We start from the raw sequence: 16,516 nt of genomic DNA on the forward strand, positions 1-16,516 counted from the left end.
TTTATTTGCTGCTGGAATATTAAGGTTTTCTACATCATTTTGAGCGTTTTCAAAAGGTATCTTTTGACTGATCAGACTCATTTCTTTTGTATATTCAACAACATAGACATATAAAAAGACGCTTCGATCTGAATAATCGTGCTTAAGCTGAGTGAAGAGACTAATTTTATTTAATTCATGGCCTACTTCTTCTTTAAACTCACGACGTGCTGCCTGCTCAATGCCTTCACCTGGTTCAATCTTGCCACCAGGGAACTCGATCATACCATCAAGAGGGCCATCTTCTTTTCTCACTTGTCCCCAAAGAACAAGTCCATCACTTTCAAGTGAATACGGGACTACGATTGCGATTTCCATAAATTAACTTTTACCCTAAAAATTTTGAAATGTTAAAAAAGCAGCGTAGCTTTTTGCGCCTTTATTGTTTATAAACCAAGTGTGAGTACATTACCTTTTAAACAAAATTCAATCATATTTGCACCGATGGAAGGTGTGACGGAAGGTCCATATCGCGAGGTCATTCAAAGAATTTTTGGGGACTGGGATTATTACTACACAGACTTTTACCGAATCCCATCAGTTGGTAATGTAAATGCAAAGACATTAATCAAACACTTTGGTGAAACATACCTACAAAAAAAGGCCCATACAGAACAAACTGCCTACCAGTTTCTAACTTCAGAAATTGCTCAAACCGAACAGGCCATCTCACTTATTAGTGAAATGAATTACCATCATATCGACCTAAATCTTGGTTGCCCTTCAAAGAAGGTTAATTCAAATAAAGGTGGCGCGTACCTTTTATCAGATTTAAAAGCACTCGAAAAAATTATTAAACAAATTCGAGAAGGTTTTAAAAATACTTTTACTGTAAAGATTAGAATTGGTTATAACGATGATAGTCTTTATCTTGATCTCTTAAAACTCTTTGAGGATTGTGGTGTCGATGGGATTACGATTCATGCACGAACTCGTGACCAACTCTATAAAGGTGTCGCAGATTGGAGCTACATCGAAAAGGCCGTCAAAGTTTCAAATCTCCCAATCATTGCCAATGGAGATATCTGGACAATAGAGGATATCAATAGAATCTTTGATCAGTGTAACCCGTATGCAGTTATGTGTGGCCGAAGTGCACTTAAGACTCCATGGCTGGCCTCAATTTATAAAGAGTATCAAGGAAACTTGGATTTTATCAGTGATGAATTTCTTCTGAAAGTTCGTGCTGAAAACTTAGATCTTTACTTCTATGAGCTTGATAAAGAGTATCGAAAGAATGGCCTTGTTGACTCAACAATACTTAAAAGATTTAAAGCATTTTGCCGTTATCTATTTGATGACTATGAAAACTTTGAAACTATTCGTGGCCGTTTTCTTCGTGCCCAGAACATTCATGAGTTTCGTGCTCATCTAGATCAATTTGTGGCGAATTATTCTTAATAAAGAAATAAAAAGTAACTTCAAAAAGAAATACACCAACAATATAGACGATTCGCGCCTGAGTTGAAATTCCAACAAGTCCTACTAATAAGAAAAAGAGAAAACCTGGAAGGTGTCTTAAAACCACATTCCCCCAAGTATTATCAGGTATACGGTCCTCTAAGATTGTATAGAAATTCATCACCGCATTGGCAAAGTTAAAACGGCTTGTTCGCCCCTCGAAATACTCATCACGATTAGGGTGACAGTAGAGACCGGCAAATGAAATCGCTGTAAAGAAGCAAATATACTCTTCAGTTGAAAAGTGAAGAAGTGCCGAAGCAATGAAGAAAATCACTAACGAGGGTAGAAAATATAAGTAGTAGCGAATTCCAATTTTCATGCTGCCTCCAGAAAGCCCAAAAAAGAAAGGCACCCAAAAGGTGCCTTTCTCATATTATAAATGGAAGTTATTTTACTTAGCAACTCCAACTGCTTTTGTCTCACGAACAACTGTAATTTTAATTGTTCCAGGGTAAGACATTTGCTCCTCGATTTGCTTAGCAATGTTACGAGATAGCATAACAGTTTCTTCATCTCCAACCTTATCGTTTTCAACAAAGACACGAACTTCACGTCCACCTGATATCGCATAAGACTTGCTAACACCTTCAAATGAGTTAACAATTTCTTCAATATCAGTAAGACGAGAAACATAAGACTCAGTAAGTGCCTTACGAGCACCTGGTCTTGCACCTGAGATCGCATCCGCTGCTGCAACAATGTGAGCAAGGATAGACTCTGGTTTTTCATCATCGTGGTGAGCACGGATTGCGTGAACAACGTCCGCAGACTCTCCATATTTTCTAGCAAAGTCAGCACCGATAACAGCGTGTGAACCTTCAGCAGATGCATCAAGAACTTTACCGATATCATGTAGTAGACCTGCACGACGAGCTTGCTTAATATTCAGCCCCATCTCAGCGGCCATTGATCCAGCAATAAATGCTGCTTCAATTGCGTGCTGGTATTGGTTTTGAGTGTAAGAAGTTCTAAAGTTTAGAGCACCAACAAGTTTTAGGATCTCAGGGTGAATACCGTGAACACCAATTTCCATTTGTGCCTTCTCACCTAGAGCAAGAAGCTTCTTCTCAAATTCAGCTTTTGATTTATCGTGGAATTCTTCAATTTTTGCTGGGTGAATACGACCGTCAGCAATTAGCTTTTCAATTGTATCTTTAGCAATCTCACGTCTTACAACGTTGAATGAAGAAATAACAACAATCTCAGGAGTATCATCGATAATTAGGTCAACACCACAAATCTGCTCGAAAGCTCGAATATTACGACCTTCACGACCGATTAGACGACCTTTAACATCATCAGATGGTAGATCTACAGTTGAGATCGTCTTTTCACCAACGTGCTCTCCTGCGTATCTTTGAATTGCTATTCCAACAATTCTCTTCGCACGGTTTTCAGCTTCTTCTTTAGCTTCCTCTTCCATACGAGTAATCATCTTAGAAAAATCAACTTGAGCTTCTTCTTTCATCGTATCAAGTAGCTCATCTTTTGCTTGTTCTTTTGTCATAGCAGCAACTTCAGATAACTTCGATGCATACTCTTCTTGGCGAACAACAAATTTTTCTTTTTCTTTAAGAGCATCTAACTCTTTTTCTTTTACGTCTTCTTCGCGCTTTTCGACTTTCTTAGTCTTCTCATCAAGTTCATCCATTTTCGATTCAAGCTTTGCTTGTCTCTTATTAAGATCTTTTTCCTGATCGTTTAGTTCGCGCTTCACACGTTCGGCATACTTGTCAGCTTCCTTCTTTTCTTCTTGAGCTGCCTCTTTCGCCTCTTTTCTCGCTTTATAGCTAATGTCTTTTGCCTGTGTTTTGGCCTTTTCAATAATTTCGTCACCTTTAGCTTCTCTTTCAAGCACTTCTTTCTTTGCTTGAAGATTGCGTATAACAAAACCTACTGCTAGTCCAACAACAAGGAAAAGAAGTGAAGCTAAGATTAAATCCATACTCATTTCTCTCTCCTATTAATTAACTTTAATCACTTCCCTATCAGTTACGATATAATTCATTGCTTGATCATGATCTTCAAAGGCAACTTCACTAACCAACTGTTGATTAAAGCAAACTCCAATTTTTATAACTTTCTTCTTATCAATATTAATCAATTTATCGAGGTAAATATCGTAATAACCCTTACCTCTTCCCAAGCGATGCCCCTTCTTATCAAAGGCAACTCCAGGAACTAAAATAACTTCAGGAAAAACTATTGGGTCACCATTCTTAGGAACCTTAAACTCTTTTCCAAAAGCCTGAACTTTTTCAAGTTCATTTATCGGCGTACTTCGAAAGCACATCTGCAACGAGTCTTCGCCAAACGAAGGAAAACTAAAATTAGTTTTCGTCTTCAAAATTAAACAATTAACTTCACCTGGAATTGGAAAGAAAACCCCTAGGTGCTTAGGATTTAAGTTTTCGGATTTTAAAAGAGAATCGATATTTGAACAGACTTTCTCAGACAGTTGTCTTTGATCATCTAAGCTTAAACTAGCTAATTCTTCTAATATCTTTTTTCGAAGCTCTTTCTTTTCAAGACTCATTTTAGTGAGTTTTTGGAAGTGCTTCTTCAATCAATTTTAGTGCATTATCAGAAAGAGACTTAACTTCATTAATCTCACTTCTGTATTCCCTTTCTAAAGATAGCTTTTCTTTTGCTAACTCAAGTGCAACGAGAGCTGCTAACTGAGAGTCAGAAATTGAAGGCGCCTTTTGGCGAATATTGCTTGCGATTGATTCAACATACTCAACAATTTCAGTTGCTGAAACAACCTCATCTTCATTAGACTCTTTGAGTCTAAAGTTATGACCTAAAATTTGATATTCTTTTACTTCCGTACTTATATCCATAGTTATTTAATTGTAGTCCTACAAAGGATTTCAGTCAATCAATCAATTACCGACCAGTGCGTCAAGATATTCATCTAAATTAAACACACTCAGGTCTTCGACATTTTCTCCAACACCAATATAGGTAATTGGAATTTGCAGACTATCAACAATGGAAATTGCACTTCCCGCTTTTGAAGAACCGTCACATTTTGTAAATACAAGACCAGTTAGATCAAGTGCCTTGTGAAACTCTTCAGCTTGGCGGATTGCGTTTTGACCAGTAATTGCATCAATTACTAATAATGTATGATGAGGTGCATCCTCCATCAGTTTCTTTAATACAGTCTTACTCTTCGATAACTCTTCCATTAGGTTACCAGCAGTGTGAAGGCGACCGGCCGTATCAAGAATACAGTAATCGGCCTTTTCATTAATTGCAGTTTGCAGAGCGTCGTAACCTACACCACTTGGGTTGGCCCCTTCTTTTGCGCGAATCATTGTTGCGCCTGCTCTCTCACACCATACTTGAAGCTGATCTACGGCCGCGGCCCTAAAAGTATCACAAGCTCCAACAACGACTTTCGCACCTTGTTGCGTCAGTTTAGTTGCTAGCTTTCCAATTGTTGTCGTTTTTCCTGCGCCATTTACACCAACAACCATAATGACTTTTGGCATACCAATGCTATTGCCAGAGAATTCAAATAAGTCACCTTCGTTTCTTGATTGAACATCGGCCATTTTATTTTTTAAGAACTCTTTAATATACGCTTTAAATTGTGCCTCATCGAAGTCAGAGCTTTTTGCTTTTTCTTCAAGTGATTCAATTAGCTCACCTGTTGCCTTAGGCCCAAGATCTGCTCCGTAGAGAAGCTCTTCTACTTCTTCCAGGGCATCATCATCAAGTCCACCACCAGAAAAAAGACTTCCAATCTTACCCCAAACACCATCACGAGAACGGCTTAGACCTTTTGTAAGACGATCCTTCCATGATTTTTCTGGAACTGGCGCTGGCGCAGGTTCAACCTTTGGAGCTTCTTGCACAACTTCAGCTTCAATTTGTTTAGCTTCTGCCTCAGGAGTTTCAACAACTTCAGTAGTAACCTCTTCCTTAGTTTCAGTAACTTCAGGAAGTTTCGGCTGGGCCTTAGGTTTTAGAAGATAGAAAACACCAGTGAATCCACTGATACCAAGTGCAGAGCATAGTGCGATAAATGCATATGCCATTTCGACAGTGATTGTCATATTTAGCTGGGCCTGATCCGCCCAAGACTGTAAAAGAGCAACGAGTTGCAACATAATATATTCTCCATTTTGTGTGTTTAAGAGATATGATATGTAGGCATAAAAATCAATATTTAAGGCGAAAATTGGCGTGAAAATGACAAATAAGATCGAACTATTTCATCTACAACAAGCAATTCGAAATTTTTTCAATAAAGATGGCTTTATGGATGTGCTGACACCGCCAATTGTGGAAAATCCGGGCATGGAAGTTCACATTCATCCCTTTGCAATCCACTCAGTGCATCAAAACAAGAATCACGAGCTCTACCTTCATACATCACCAGAATTTCATATGAAGGAATTGCTTCAAGAAGGCCTCGAAAAAATATTTACCTTGAGTTACTGTTTTCGCGACGAGCCAAACAGCTCCACTCACAGAAAGCAATTCATCATGCTTGAATGGTACCGAGCTAGAGAGAACTATGAAAAGATCATGGAGGACACAATCAAGCTCTATCAATTTTGTCATGCCTACTTAAGGTCAAAAGGAATCAGAGTTATTGATCTCGATGACAAGATAAAGAAAGTGACAGTTCAGGAGATATTTTTAGAAGTTCTAAATATCGATATTCTTGAACTCATGGATCGCGATGAGCTCTATAATTTAATTGATCAAAAATTTTCAAGAATTAATCTTTCAGGAAATAGAGATGATTATGCATGGGACGATCTCTTCTTTCTACTGATGTATAATTATATTGAACCAGAAATGGAGAAGCACCCTTTTCTTCTTCTCTATGAATTTCCTGCGCCTCTACGCGCACTTTCAACAATTAAAGAGAATGATCCTAGAGTATGTGAACGATTTGAGGTCTATTGCCGTGGAATCGAAATTTGTAATTGTTTCAATGAACTTACTGACTCAAGCGAACAAAGTTCTCGTTTTGAAAAAGATGCAAAATTAAAAAAAGAGCTTTATGGCTACAGTCTGCCTTGGCCTAAGAGATTTTTAAATCAGCTGGAGAAAGGATTGCCAAAGAGTGCGGGGATCGCACTAGGAGTAGAGCGCCTTCTTATGTCCTTAACAGGCATGGAAGAAGACGCCTTCTATGATTAATTATTGTTTCTTTTGAAGTCGATTAAATAATAAGTGAGTCTTCAAGATAAATTCAGATTTTACAACATCCGGAGTCATCTTCATCGCCCAACGATAGTGCACTCCACTCTCTTTTGCAGAACGTAGTTTACTATTCCAAATAGGGAATGCATTTGCTAATTCTGCTGAATAAACCGCATACCAACGAGCAAACTCATCTTGAGATTTTGCTAGTAGAGCATCTTGAACATCAATTGAGTTCTCCACTAAAATTCTCTTCACTGAATAGATATTTAATTGATCAAGTTTTTTAATATCGAGATCTTTATTAAGATACTTTTTAAAGATTGTAACTGTAACCTCTTTAGCGGCCTTCGAAGTTTGCTGGTTATAATTTTCTAGACGCTGGTAGTATTGAGAAAGAACTAGTGAACGATAAACACCTTCACGTGTTCCCCCCTGCTCAAGAGTTGCATACCATTTTGATAACTCATCTCTGTTAGCGTCAAGCTCGCGCGTGGCCTTAATAAGCTCATTGATAAATGATAGATTGTACTGAGACATCTGCTCTTTAGTAAAAGGTGACTTATATTCTTTCTTTGAATAAACACTTAAGTCTTTAGCATCTTTCTTAACGATAGGAATTGCAGGAAGCTCCACCTCATCTTTTTCTCCCCAAATCTTATCGGCCAACGATGTCGAAATATTCTTTTCCACAAAAGGTCTTAGCTCTTGTAGAAATGTTATCTGTGCAAATGCAGAAGTTGAAATCAAACAAATTAAGACGAATCTCTTCACAACTCTCTCCCGAATAATCAAGTATTTATCAATATAAACACTATTATAATGGTGCTTCGAATTTTTAGGAAGTTAGCAATTTTTAGCCAACAAAATTTGTCAATTTTGTGTCTAGGTTCTAGGCAATAAATACCTCTAACTGCTGACAAATACTGGCCTAATGAATTTAGGTAAAGATTGTTTAAGAATCATTCGATAATGAAGTTATGAAAACGTTAAAAGGTAAACCGTCTCTACATTTAATATTAATCCTTCTGCTCATCGCAACTTCATGTGTGCCAGATAGCTTAACGAAGTTTAAAGAAGATGGCGCAAGCAGTGATGATGCATCAAGCTCTGTTGGAGAAGTTATCGATCCACCTAGTGAGTTCGTTGATGACAACGGTTTTCCAATTGATCCGAGTACTATCGAAATACCTACATCAGTTAGTTATTCAAACCTCCATTACATTTTTGCTATTGGAGACGAAGCTCTTATAAACAATAATTCTGCAAATATAGTCGATTATATTGAGCCATCAGGAAGCTTTGGAGATTATACAATCGTTGGCTTTGAGGATGAAAAAACTATTACAAGCTCTACTCAAAATAACTTTTTGGACCCTATTACTAATGCTGGTTTTAATTATGGATCAGATCTAGGGTTAACTTACGCTTCGACATTTGACACAAATTCTAAAACCGGGATCATCAAGTTAGCAAGTACAACAACTCCTATTAGAAAGTTCACAGCAGCAGCTACAAATTTCAACTTCTATAACCCTGGAGCTGAAGCGGCGCAAACGATTACAATTACATCAATGCCAAATATCTCTGTCCAAGCACCGATTCCTGAGGAGCTAACATTAATCAATGATACGTCATTTAATTGTACTGGAACAGGAATTGGAACAATTCCACCTGCGTCTCCAGCGATTGGAGATGTCTACCTAAGTGCAGGTACTTGTTATTATAATTACGATGGGACAAACACTAATACTGTTGCCTTCCCTTTTGCAGGGCCTAGTTATATTGGACTTGAGCTAAACTCTAATGCTGGATTTCTTGCCAATGATGCTATTACATCAGAAGGTTTTATGACGGCAAACGGCGCACAAGGAACTATCACTTACAAAGATGAAACAAAAACAGTCTATGGTATTGTATCTTCAGGAAGTATTTATCCTGGTGACCTTATCGATAACTCGATTCCATTTTCAAACTCTGAAGCTATCGTACAAAAAGTAAAATACTTCTACCAACCAGATTCTAATATTATTTTAAAATTTGTAAATAATACGGCCATTTCGTCGGAAGAGTTTATAGGCTACGACAATAGTACGAAGATTGAAGTCTCACCAGACTTACCTTCAACACTTAGACTTATTAAGGATGTTGATAGTCCTCTTTTTGGATATATTGTTGATACGTCTGGTGCCGGAGATCATGCTCTTCAAGAAGCTAAGGAATACACAGTAACAATCTCAAACGATATTTCAACTCGTGAGTTCACTTTTGATATTGGAGTAATTAATCCTCCGGAAAACTTATCATACTCTCAACTTGTTGCTTTTAAAGTAAAGAATCTAGTTCAAAACTTTTCTACTTTTTCAGTTGGACAAAGGGTTTCAACTTCGGCCCTACCTCCTCTAACAGAAGGTGCAACAGGTATCATTAAGAGAATTTTAGATATTGATGGAAACGAAAAATATCTGATTGTTCAAGTCATTTCAGGAGAATTCGCAAAAGACTCTTCTATTGATAACTATAAAGACTTCTTAGATGAGGAAGCTGTTATTCAAACGACTCCAGTTTCACTTACACATGTACTTAAATTAAATTCGACAGCTGCATTTACGGATGTCTACCTTGCAACTCAGCCAGCGCTTTGTATGGAATTTCCTGCAGCACCAACCAATGAATATGCCCGTGCTATTGTAACAGGAAATCCAAATGAAGCAGGACTAAGTGGTTACCTTTTCATTAATCAAATTAAAAATCCAAATGATACAGCTTCAAAGAGAAACTTTGTTGCATCAACTTCTTTAATCTCTGATTGCGCAACGGCAACAAATTATACGATTCAAGAAATGTGGACCCCAGTAATGAAAGCAACATTTAGTAGTGTCGCTTCGCTTGTTAGTGGAATGGATCTGCTCACTAATTCGAATAATGCCAGTTTATCATTATCAGCAATTAACACTGGCGATAGAACCGCTTTATTACAAAGTGCTGATGGGAAACCAGTTACATTACCTTCACCACTTACAAATCCTCTTTCTGGTTCACTACCAGAGACATTCTCATCAGTAAGGCCATATGCCGCTAACGCCGCAACGTTAACTGATTATGAAGCCCTGGCTACATTTGAATTACAAAGAGGTGTTGAATCAAGTCTTATCGCAACTCTTCCTAAGGGTGAGTCTATTACTTACTCGATCTCTCCAGAGCTTCCTCCTGGGCTAACTCTTGATAGTGAAACGGGATATATCTCTGGTACACCAGAAGTTGCAGCAGCATCAAAAACTTTTACGATGACTGCAGAAAATATCTTAGGAACTAGTTCAACATCATTTGATATTCTAATCGAAGACTATTTCGAAGTGACTCTTGATATTGATAGCACGCCTGTTTTCTATGGCCATAAAGATGGTGAAGGAAATATTTTTAATAAGTGTCGTATTAAAAAGAGAGATATCATTAGTAACCCTAAAGGCTCTGCTTCTGATATTGAAGATGTTGTGGATATCGACTGCTTCTTTGATGTTGGAGAAAGAGATATCTATACGAGAGATATCAACCTTCGTGCGGCAGTAGGGCCAGGAATGTGTCACACACTTGAGTATGTTCCATATTCGTTCTTTAAGAGAAGGCCAAATAAAACGACTGTCAATCAAATTAAGTATGATGCTGCCTCACGATACATTGTGCAAGTAACAGAAGGTGCATCGTCAGAATGTGTAAATGCAACCAACTTAACATTTGATGCAGGTGATGCCGGAAACTTAGCTCAAGTATCAACATTTGATACAAATGCTATCTATGTAAACGGGGTAATCTTCGATGGTACTCTTGCTGACTTATGTACAGGAAACTATTTTGAAGGAAGATCATGTGATAACGGTGGCTTTAGTTATGCCGTTCTTTCTTACAGCTACAACGAAGAAGTACTTGCAGATGATGGCTCAGTGGCCACACCTTCTTCATGTACAAACACAGTGACGCCAACTTCTTTCTCTTGTGGAGGAAACCCAAGGCAATGTCTTGACGGTGCAATTGTTTCAGAATTTGGCCGAGAAGGTGTAAATAACGGTGTTGTTTCACAGTCTGTTGAAGCATTTAATGGAGTTGATAAAGCATATACACCTGGTTCACCAATAAAAAGAGGTGGTACATCAAATCTAATCGTTACAAACTATATGCAGTCTAACTCTTGCCATGATGGAAATACTGATTACTATGCGGAAGGTCTACTTGCTCATGCTAACTCAGCGAGTATGTGGGATTCACCTAATACTATTGTTGATCCACATATGGGAGCAAATCCATTCTATACTTTTAATTGCTACGATCAAGCAAGTGATATCCAAGCTCGAATTAATGTACACATTAGAGACTGGGATACTTCATTTGAGGTTAACAACCTAGATAAAGCTTTTGTTGCTGGAGACTGGGGAATGGATAACAGTGGAACAGATCTTTTTGGAGACCTTGTTAATGGGTTCCAAGACTGGGACGATTTAAATACTGGTGGAAACTATTCGGCCTGTGGAGTTTCAACAGCGCCAACACTTAATACTGCAAATTATGTACTTCTACCAATCACTGTTTGGGCAGATGGAGCTGGAAAAAGTGAAATGGTCGTTAGAGTACAAGGTGGACTACCAAAAGATTATGTCTACCCTGGAATGGATATCACAATTAATGGAGACAGCTATCAAGTTAAGGATTACGATGAGTATGATATTTATCTGACTCTACCTTTAGATACTGACTACGGCGCAGGAACTCAAATTAGGGCAAACCGCCTAATGGAATTTCCGGCTTATAAGTTTAACGATGATGTCTAGATTACACGTCCAACTAAATCAAAATCTAATACGTCGGTGATCTCAACTTTAACGAGGTCACCGATTTTTAAATCTCTCTCATTTAAGTCATTGATAATTACCTTACCGTCGATATCAGGAGCCTGACCAAAGTGGCGACCTACGATCAGTAGATCTGTATCTTCGTGTGTACCTTCAACGAGAACTTCTACCGTTTGTCCTAAGAATTCTTGATTAAGCTCTCTTGCAATTTCTTTTTGAACTTCATAAAGACGATCAAAACGCTCATCGATAACTTCTTGTGAATTCTTATCTTTTAGACGGTAAGCTGGTGTTCCTTCTTCATCTGAGTATCTAAAGATACCAAGGTGATTGAAGCGAGCTTGCTTAATACCTTCAAGCAGTTTTTCAAAATCCTCTTCAGACTCACCAGGGAATCCAACGATGATTGAAGTTCTAAGAACGATTCCAGGGATTCTTTCACGAAGCTTTGTGATACGCTCCATAATTTTTTCACCAGTAATCTTTCTGTTCATACGCTTTAGAACGTAGTCCGAGAAGTGTTGAACTGGCATGTCAAGATACTTACAAACTTTTGAAGATGTTGCCATTTTTTCAATAACTTCATCAGTAAGTTCGTCTGGGTAGAAATAAAATAGACGTACCCAATCAACCCCATCAACAGTCTCAAGACCTGATAGGAGTTCGAATAGATTATTTTCATCACTAAGATCAACACCGTAATCAGATAGATCTTGTGAAATTAGATTTAACTCTCTAACACCTGTAGAAGAAAGGTGCTTTGCTTCTTCAACAAGAGATTCAACCGTACGTGATCTAAGACGTCCACGAAGAGTTGGAATAATACAGAAAGTACAATTTCTATTACAGCCTTCAGAGATCTTTAGCCATGCTGTATAGAATGGAGAAGTGTTTAGCCTTGGATCAAATTCCGTGTGAATGAACCTTGGAACTTCAACAAATGACTTCTTCTCTAGCTTATTATTTTCAAGTGCAGTTAAAAGAGGAACAATCTTATTGTACTCACCTGTCCCAATAAACATATCAACTTCTGGTAGACTCTTTTCAAGCTCATCTGAATATCTCTGGGCCATACAACCAGAAACAACAAGGGCCTTACAATTCCCCACTTCTTCATCTTTATAGTCAGCAAGATCAAGAATCATCTCAATAGATTCTTGCTTAGCAGCTTCAATAAATGAGCAAGTATTAACAACAATAACCTCAGAATCTTGAGGCTCTGTTACAACTTTAAAACCATTAAGTCCCATATGCCCGAGCATAACCTGTGCATCAACGAGGTTCTTTGAACACCCTAGTGAAGTAAAATAAACCGTGCGGTCATTAAATTTTTGGTTAACTTGAGATGAAATCTCAGACATATAATTCTCCATGTATAGCTAAAGTAGCTACTTATAGTGTTAAACCGACGTTTTTTCAATGCCTTATGTAATTTTTTTAGGAACAGAAATGCCTATTTTCAGATACTTGAAGGAAGTTACTTAAAGGCCTATCCTAGTAGTTAATGAGATTTACCTTACTAACTACATTTATTTTGGCCTTGTCTTGTACAAATTTAACAAGACCTCCTAAAACCAAACCACAAGATGGTGCTCTAACGAATTTACTTTCTAAAATTAGTAAGAATAATTCCGTTAGTTGTGATGAGTACCAAAGGTTTCTTCATACGCAATTCCCTCTCGCTCCATGGTTACGTTCCAATTATCACAAGAATTGTACAAAGAGCATTCAGGAGTTAAGTGAAGAGTATAAAAATACTGAAGCCTATCCCTACTGGGCAAGAGAAGAGCTAATTGATGCAATTATTTCAAAAACTTACTACACAGATGTCTATGCTAGTGCTGTCTTAAATAAAGTCGACTATCTAAATACAAAGGGTGAAGTTGAGAGGCTCTTACTTGATGCCATGAAAAAATTTGAAGATGGTAGTCAGCAGCAAGAACGCATCTATCAAAAACTCATTGATGTTTCACCTCGCTATATGAAAGAGCCACAGCGTGAAAACTACTTAGATGTGGCCAAAAGCTTTGAACAAGATCGCCAATTCGTTAAGGCCCGTGAATTCTATCGAAAAATTATTCGCGATAAAGACACTCTTAAAGAGGATAAGGTCGAGGCGTGGTTTAGATTGGCAAACTCTTACAAAAGAGAAAGAAAGAACGACAGCTTTAGAGATAATATCAGAAGCCTTGTTCTCTACTTACAAAAGAATCGAGAAAGCCAAGAGCTAAAAGAAAGACATGCCGAGTACACAATTAGACTTGCGCGAATTTATTGGACGGAAGACAAGCTTCAAAGAGCAGTACGTGTTTTAAGAAATCTCTTATTATTTAAAGAGGTTCCAAAAGAGTATGTCGTTACGACTTATTATACGATAGGTGGAATTTTTGAAGATCTTAGAAAATATGATCGTTCAATTAAGTTCTACAAGAAAGCCTATGCTGCAGTAGAAGGGAAGCATGAGCACCTTGAAAGTATTGTATGGAACGTTGCTTGGACAAATTACAAGGCCGGTAATTATGAAGAGATGATACAGTGGTTTGATCGCTTTGAAGAAAAAAATAGCGATGAACCGAACTATCGTTTTCTCTACTGGAAGTTTGTTGGCCTAAAAAAGTTAAATCGTTTTGATGAAGCACAAAAACTACTTCTCAGAATTCAAAAAGAAGATCAGTTTGGTTACTATGGGCAGATAGCACATATGAATCATACTAAGCTTAAGCATATTGATTATCGAGAAAAGTTCGATATCTCAATTGATGAACTCGCTTGGGCAGTTTATCTAGGAAACACGGACCTCGCTAAAAAGATTATTGATAGTAATGACAAAGTCAGCTTTAGTGATCTTTATGCTGCTAAATACTACAATATTATGATCTTTAAATTCTTTAGAGAGGACTCGAAGATACAAGAGAAGATCTTAAAAGAGGATCCACAATTTGCCTTTCCTTTGGCATTTAAAAAAGAATTTTTAGAAAATAATCGCTCTAAAACGGTAACAACTCCACTACTTATGAGTATTGCACGTCAAGAATCAGCATTTAACCAATATGCACGCTCTCCAGCTGATGCATTTGGACTGCTTCAACTAATTCCAGAGCAAGGAAAGAGACTTTCTCGTCGCTATAAAATTCCATACGAAGGATATGAAGATTTATATAATCCTAATATCAACATTACCTTCTCTAGCCTTTTATTAAATGAGCTTATGAAGAGAAGAAATAATAATTTTATCGATTTTGTCGCAAGCTACAATGCAGGCGGAACACCAATTCGTCGTTGGCGAAGTCGTATTATCCTTCCGGACTTAGAATTTATTGAAGAGATTCCTTATAAAGAAACGAGAAAGTATGTAAAACTAGTCGCTAGAAACTACCTTATTTACTCTCGTCTTCTAAGTAATGAGCCGTTAACGTTGAAAGAAAACTTCTTCCGTGGCGGTTTTATTGATATGACACATTAGCATTCTTTGGAACGTTAAGGATGAAGTGCTTTGTCTTAAAGCTTTCATTCTTAACGTTGCTAAGCTCAAGCTTAACAACCTTCCCATCAGCGTAATTAATATCAATTGAAGCTATATTAGAGAACTCTTTCTTTCCCTTAAAAGTTAGCTTTGTTTCAACAACACCAGTTGATTTTACAGAAGTCTCAGTAAAGATAAGAACACTATAACTTGCTCCATCTTTAACTTTATAATTCTTATTTGATTTTAGGCCACTCTTTAAAAGGTCAAAGAAATTAGATAGGCCTTTATCGCTACCCTTATGAATAATTACTTCTGCTGGATCTCCTGGCATGAAGCCATCTCTTTTGATCCAAGTTGTTTTCTCATTTGTGACATAAACAAGTGCATCTGATCCCTTTTGTTCAAGTCTAAGCTTACCAGGATACTCATAATCAAATTTTCCAGTCGACTCTTTTGGAGTTCCTGTCAGTTGATTTTTTACAATTTGCTTATATTCAGTCGAAAAAGACCTTGGGACAAAACCCAAGGCCATATTAGAAATCATTAAAAGTGGTAGTAGTTTTTTCATTACTGTAATTGTACCGAAACTGCCTTCGAAACACCAGGCTCCTGCATTGTTACACCATATAGTGTATCATTTAGCTCCATTGTTTTCTTATTATGTGTAATAAGAATGAACTGTGATTCAGCACTCATTTCACGAAGAAGTTCATTAAAACGTCCAACGTTGGCATCATCAAGAGGAGCATCAACCTCATCCAGTAGACAGAATGGTGATGGCTTAACTAGGAAGATCGAGAAGATTAGAGAAACCGCAGTCATGGCCTTTTCACCACCAGACATTAGGTTAATATTCTGCATTTTCTTCCCTGGTGGCTTAGCGATAATATCAACACCACATTCAGCATCATCAATATCACCAACGATTTCAAGACGAGCTTCCCCTCCACCAAAGATAATTGGGAAAACTTTTCTAAATCTCGTATCAACTTCTTCAAAAGCAACTTTAAATCTTTCTTTTGATTTCTCATCGATGTGATTGATTGCATTCTGAAGATCTTCAAGAGACTTTCTTAATTCAACTTCTTGAACCTTTAGGAAGTCATAACGAAGCTTTTGTCTATCGTAGTCTTCAATCGCTTGCCAGTTGATTTCACCTAGGCGACCAAATTCAGACTTATAGTTCTTAAGTTTAAAGCCTTGATCCTTAAGGTCTTGGCCGTACTTGCGAACAAATTCATATGATTCTTTTTCAATTTCTTTTGGACCATTCTCTGTTTCCATAAAGTACATTGTTGAAACATCATTAAGCTTTTCAAAATCTGTTTCAGCGTACTCAAGGTAGCGTCCAATTGATTCGCGAAGATCAACACGATACTTCTCAAAGATATTACGAACATTTTCTTCTTCTTCGTTCAGGCATCTTTCAAGACGTACTTCTTTTTCAGCAACTTCTTTATCTGCCTTATTGATATTCTTAGATAGTTCCTTAACTTGGTCTTCTCTTTCTTGCATTGCAAGTAGAAGCTCAGAG

General features: G+C 37.5%; 13 protein-coding genes and 1 pseudogene. 4 read left to right on the top strand and 10 right to left on the bottom strand.

Going from position 1 to position 16,516, the window contains the following annotated elements:
• On the bottom strand, positions 1-357 hold a 357-nt coding region (locus ABMA79_RS15410), incomplete at its 3' end, for an NUDIX domain-containing protein (RefSeq protein WP_393093774.1).
• A gap of 81 nt (positions 358-438) precedes the next feature.
• Here ABMA79_RS15410 and ABMA79_RS15415 point away from each other — a divergent pair.
• The gene (locus ABMA79_RS15415) at positions 439-1,440 is read left to right on the top strand and encodes a tRNA dihydrouridine synthase (protein WP_393093777.1); all 1,002 of its coding nucleotides are present in this window, start codon (positions 439-441) and stop codon (positions 1,438-1,440) included.
• On the opposite strand, the gene ABMA79_RS15420 is transcribed toward ABMA79_RS15415, so the two are convergent.
• From ABMA79_RS15420 to ftsY, 5 genes are all read right to left on the bottom strand, one after another.
• Complete coding sequence (locus tag ABMA79_RS15420; protein WP_393093780.1) at positions 1,358-1,822, bottom strand: hypothetical protein; 465 nt, start codon at positions 1,820-1,822, stop codon at positions 1,358-1,360. The two genes, ABMA79_RS15415 and ABMA79_RS15420, sit on opposite strands and share 83 nt — an antisense overlap.
• Before the next feature lie 72 nt (positions 1,823-1,894).
• Positions 1,895-3,448, bottom strand: coding sequence for a ribonuclease Y (gene rny, locus ABMA79_RS15425; RefSeq protein WP_392858018.1), 1,554 nt, complete (start codon positions 3,446-3,448; stop codon positions 1,895-1,897).
• A gap of 18 nt (positions 3,449-3,466) precedes the next feature.
• Positions 3,467-4,039, bottom strand: a complete 573-nt coding sequence (locus ABMA79_RS15430) for a 5-formyltetrahydrofolate cyclo-ligase (protein WP_393063851.1) — start codon at positions 4,037-4,039, stop codon at positions 3,467-3,469.
• A gap of 1 nt (position 4,040) precedes the next feature.
• Positions 4,041-4,346, bottom strand: coding sequence for a cell division protein ZapA (gene zapA / locus ABMA79_RS15435; RefSeq protein WP_392857883.1), 306 nt, complete (start codon positions 4,344-4,346; stop codon positions 4,041-4,043).
• A gap of 42 nt (positions 4,347-4,388) precedes the next feature.
• Complete coding sequence (gene ftsY / locus ABMA79_RS15440) at positions 4,389-5,624, bottom strand: signal recognition particle-docking protein FtsY (protein WP_393093783.1); 1,236 nt, start codon at positions 5,622-5,624, stop codon at positions 4,389-4,391.
• A gap of 82 nt (positions 5,625-5,706) precedes the next feature.
• Here ftsY and epmA point away from each other — a divergent pair, with 82 nt between their 5' ends.
• Positions 5,707-6,669, top strand: coding sequence for an EF-P lysine aminoacylase EpmA (gene epmA, locus ABMA79_RS15445; RefSeq protein ID WP_393093785.1), 963 nt, complete (start codon positions 5,707-5,709; stop codon positions 6,667-6,669).
• On the opposite strand, the gene ABMA79_RS15450 is transcribed toward epmA, so the two are convergent.
• Positions 6,670-7,446 carry a hypothetical protein gene (locus ABMA79_RS15450; RefSeq protein WP_392857887.1) on the bottom strand — a complete coding sequence of 259 codons (777 nt, stop codon included), beginning with the start codon at positions 7,444-7,446 and terminating at the stop codon, positions 6,670-6,672.
• A 206-nt stretch (positions 7,447-7,652) separates the two neighbouring features.
• Here ABMA79_RS15450 and ABMA79_RS15455 point away from each other — a divergent pair, with 206 nt between their 5' ends.
• On the top strand, positions 7,653-11,495 hold the full coding sequence (locus ABMA79_RS15455; protein WP_393093788.1) for an Ig domain-containing protein: 3,843 nt from the start codon (positions 7,653-7,655) through the stop codon (positions 11,493-11,495).
• Here ABMA79_RS15455 and rimO read toward each other — a convergent pair.
• A complete protein-coding gene (rimO, locus tag ABMA79_RS15460) occupies positions 11,492-12,877 on the bottom strand; it encodes a 30S ribosomal protein S12 methylthiotransferase RimO (protein WP_392857890.1) in 1,386 nt (461 codons plus the stop codon). The two genes, ABMA79_RS15455 and rimO, sit on opposite strands and share 4 nt — an antisense overlap.
• A 143-nt stretch (positions 12,878-13,020) precedes the next feature.
• Here rimO and ABMA79_RS15465 point away from each other — a divergent pair, with 143 nt between their 5' ends.
• Complete coding sequence (locus ABMA79_RS15465) at positions 13,021-14,979, top strand: transglycosylase SLT domain-containing protein (protein ID WP_393093790.1); 1,959 nt, start codon at positions 13,021-13,023, stop codon at positions 14,977-14,979.
• Here ABMA79_RS15465 and ABMA79_RS15470 read toward each other — a convergent pair.
• Both ABMA79_RS15470 and ABMA79_RS15475 read right to left on the bottom strand, forming a co-directional pair.
• Positions 14,960-15,550, bottom strand: a complete 591-nt coding sequence (locus ABMA79_RS15470; RefSeq protein WP_392857895.1) for an outer membrane lipoprotein carrier protein LolA — start codon at positions 15,548-15,550, stop codon at positions 14,960-14,962. The genes ABMA79_RS15465 and ABMA79_RS15470 overlap by 20 nt on opposite strands.
• Positions 15,550-16,516, bottom strand: a pseudogene (locus tag ABMA79_RS15475) (chromosome segregation protein SMC); the annotation flags it as partial. The gene ABMA79_RS15470 and the pseudogene ABMA79_RS15475, both read right to left, overlap by 1 nt.

The organism is Halobacteriovorax sp. HFRX-2_2 (assembly GCF_043196705.1).
Classification (GTDB): domain Bacteria; phylum Bdellovibrionota; class Bacteriovoracia; order Bacteriovoracales; family Bacteriovoracaceae; genus Halobacteriovorax_A.

Bases quoted from the DNA above. Each gene is read 5' to 3' on its own strand.
- ABMA79_RS15420 (WP_393093780.1), bottom strand. From the start codon at position 1,822: ATGAAAATTGGAATTCGCTACTACTTATATTTTCTACCCTCGTTAGTG.
- rny (WP_392858018.1), bottom strand. From the start codon at position 3,448: ATGGATTTAATCTTAGCTTCACTTCTTTTCCTTGTTGTTGGACTAGCA.
- ABMA79_RS15430 (WP_393063851.1), bottom strand. From the start codon at position 4,039: ATGAGTCTTGAAAAGAAAGAGCTTCGAAAAAAGATATTAGAAGAATTA.
- zapA (WP_392857883.1), bottom strand. From the start codon at position 4,346: ATGGATATAAGTACGGAAGTAAAAGAATATCAAATTTTAGGTCATAAC.
- ftsY (WP_393093783.1), bottom strand. From the start codon at position 5,624: ATGTTGCAACTCGTTGCTCTTTTACAGTCTTGGGCGGATCAGGCCCAG.
- epmA (WP_393093785.1), top strand. From the start codon at position 5,707: ATGACAAATAAGATCGAACTATTTCATCTACAACAAGCAATTCGAAAT.
- ABMA79_RS15455 (WP_393093788.1), top strand. From the start codon at position 7,653: ATGAAAACGTTAAAAGGTAAACCGTCTCTACATTTAATATTAATCCTT.
- rimO (WP_392857890.1), bottom strand. From the start codon at position 12,877: ATGTCTGAGATTTCATCTCAAGTTAACCAAAAATTTAATGACCGCACG.
- ABMA79_RS15465 (WP_393093790.1), top strand. From the start codon at position 13,021: ATGAGATTTACCTTACTAACTACATTTATTTTGGCCTTGTCTTGTACA.
- ABMA79_RS15470 (WP_392857895.1), bottom strand. From the start codon at position 15,550: ATGAAAAAACTACTACCACTTTTAATGATTTCTAATATGGCCTTGGGT.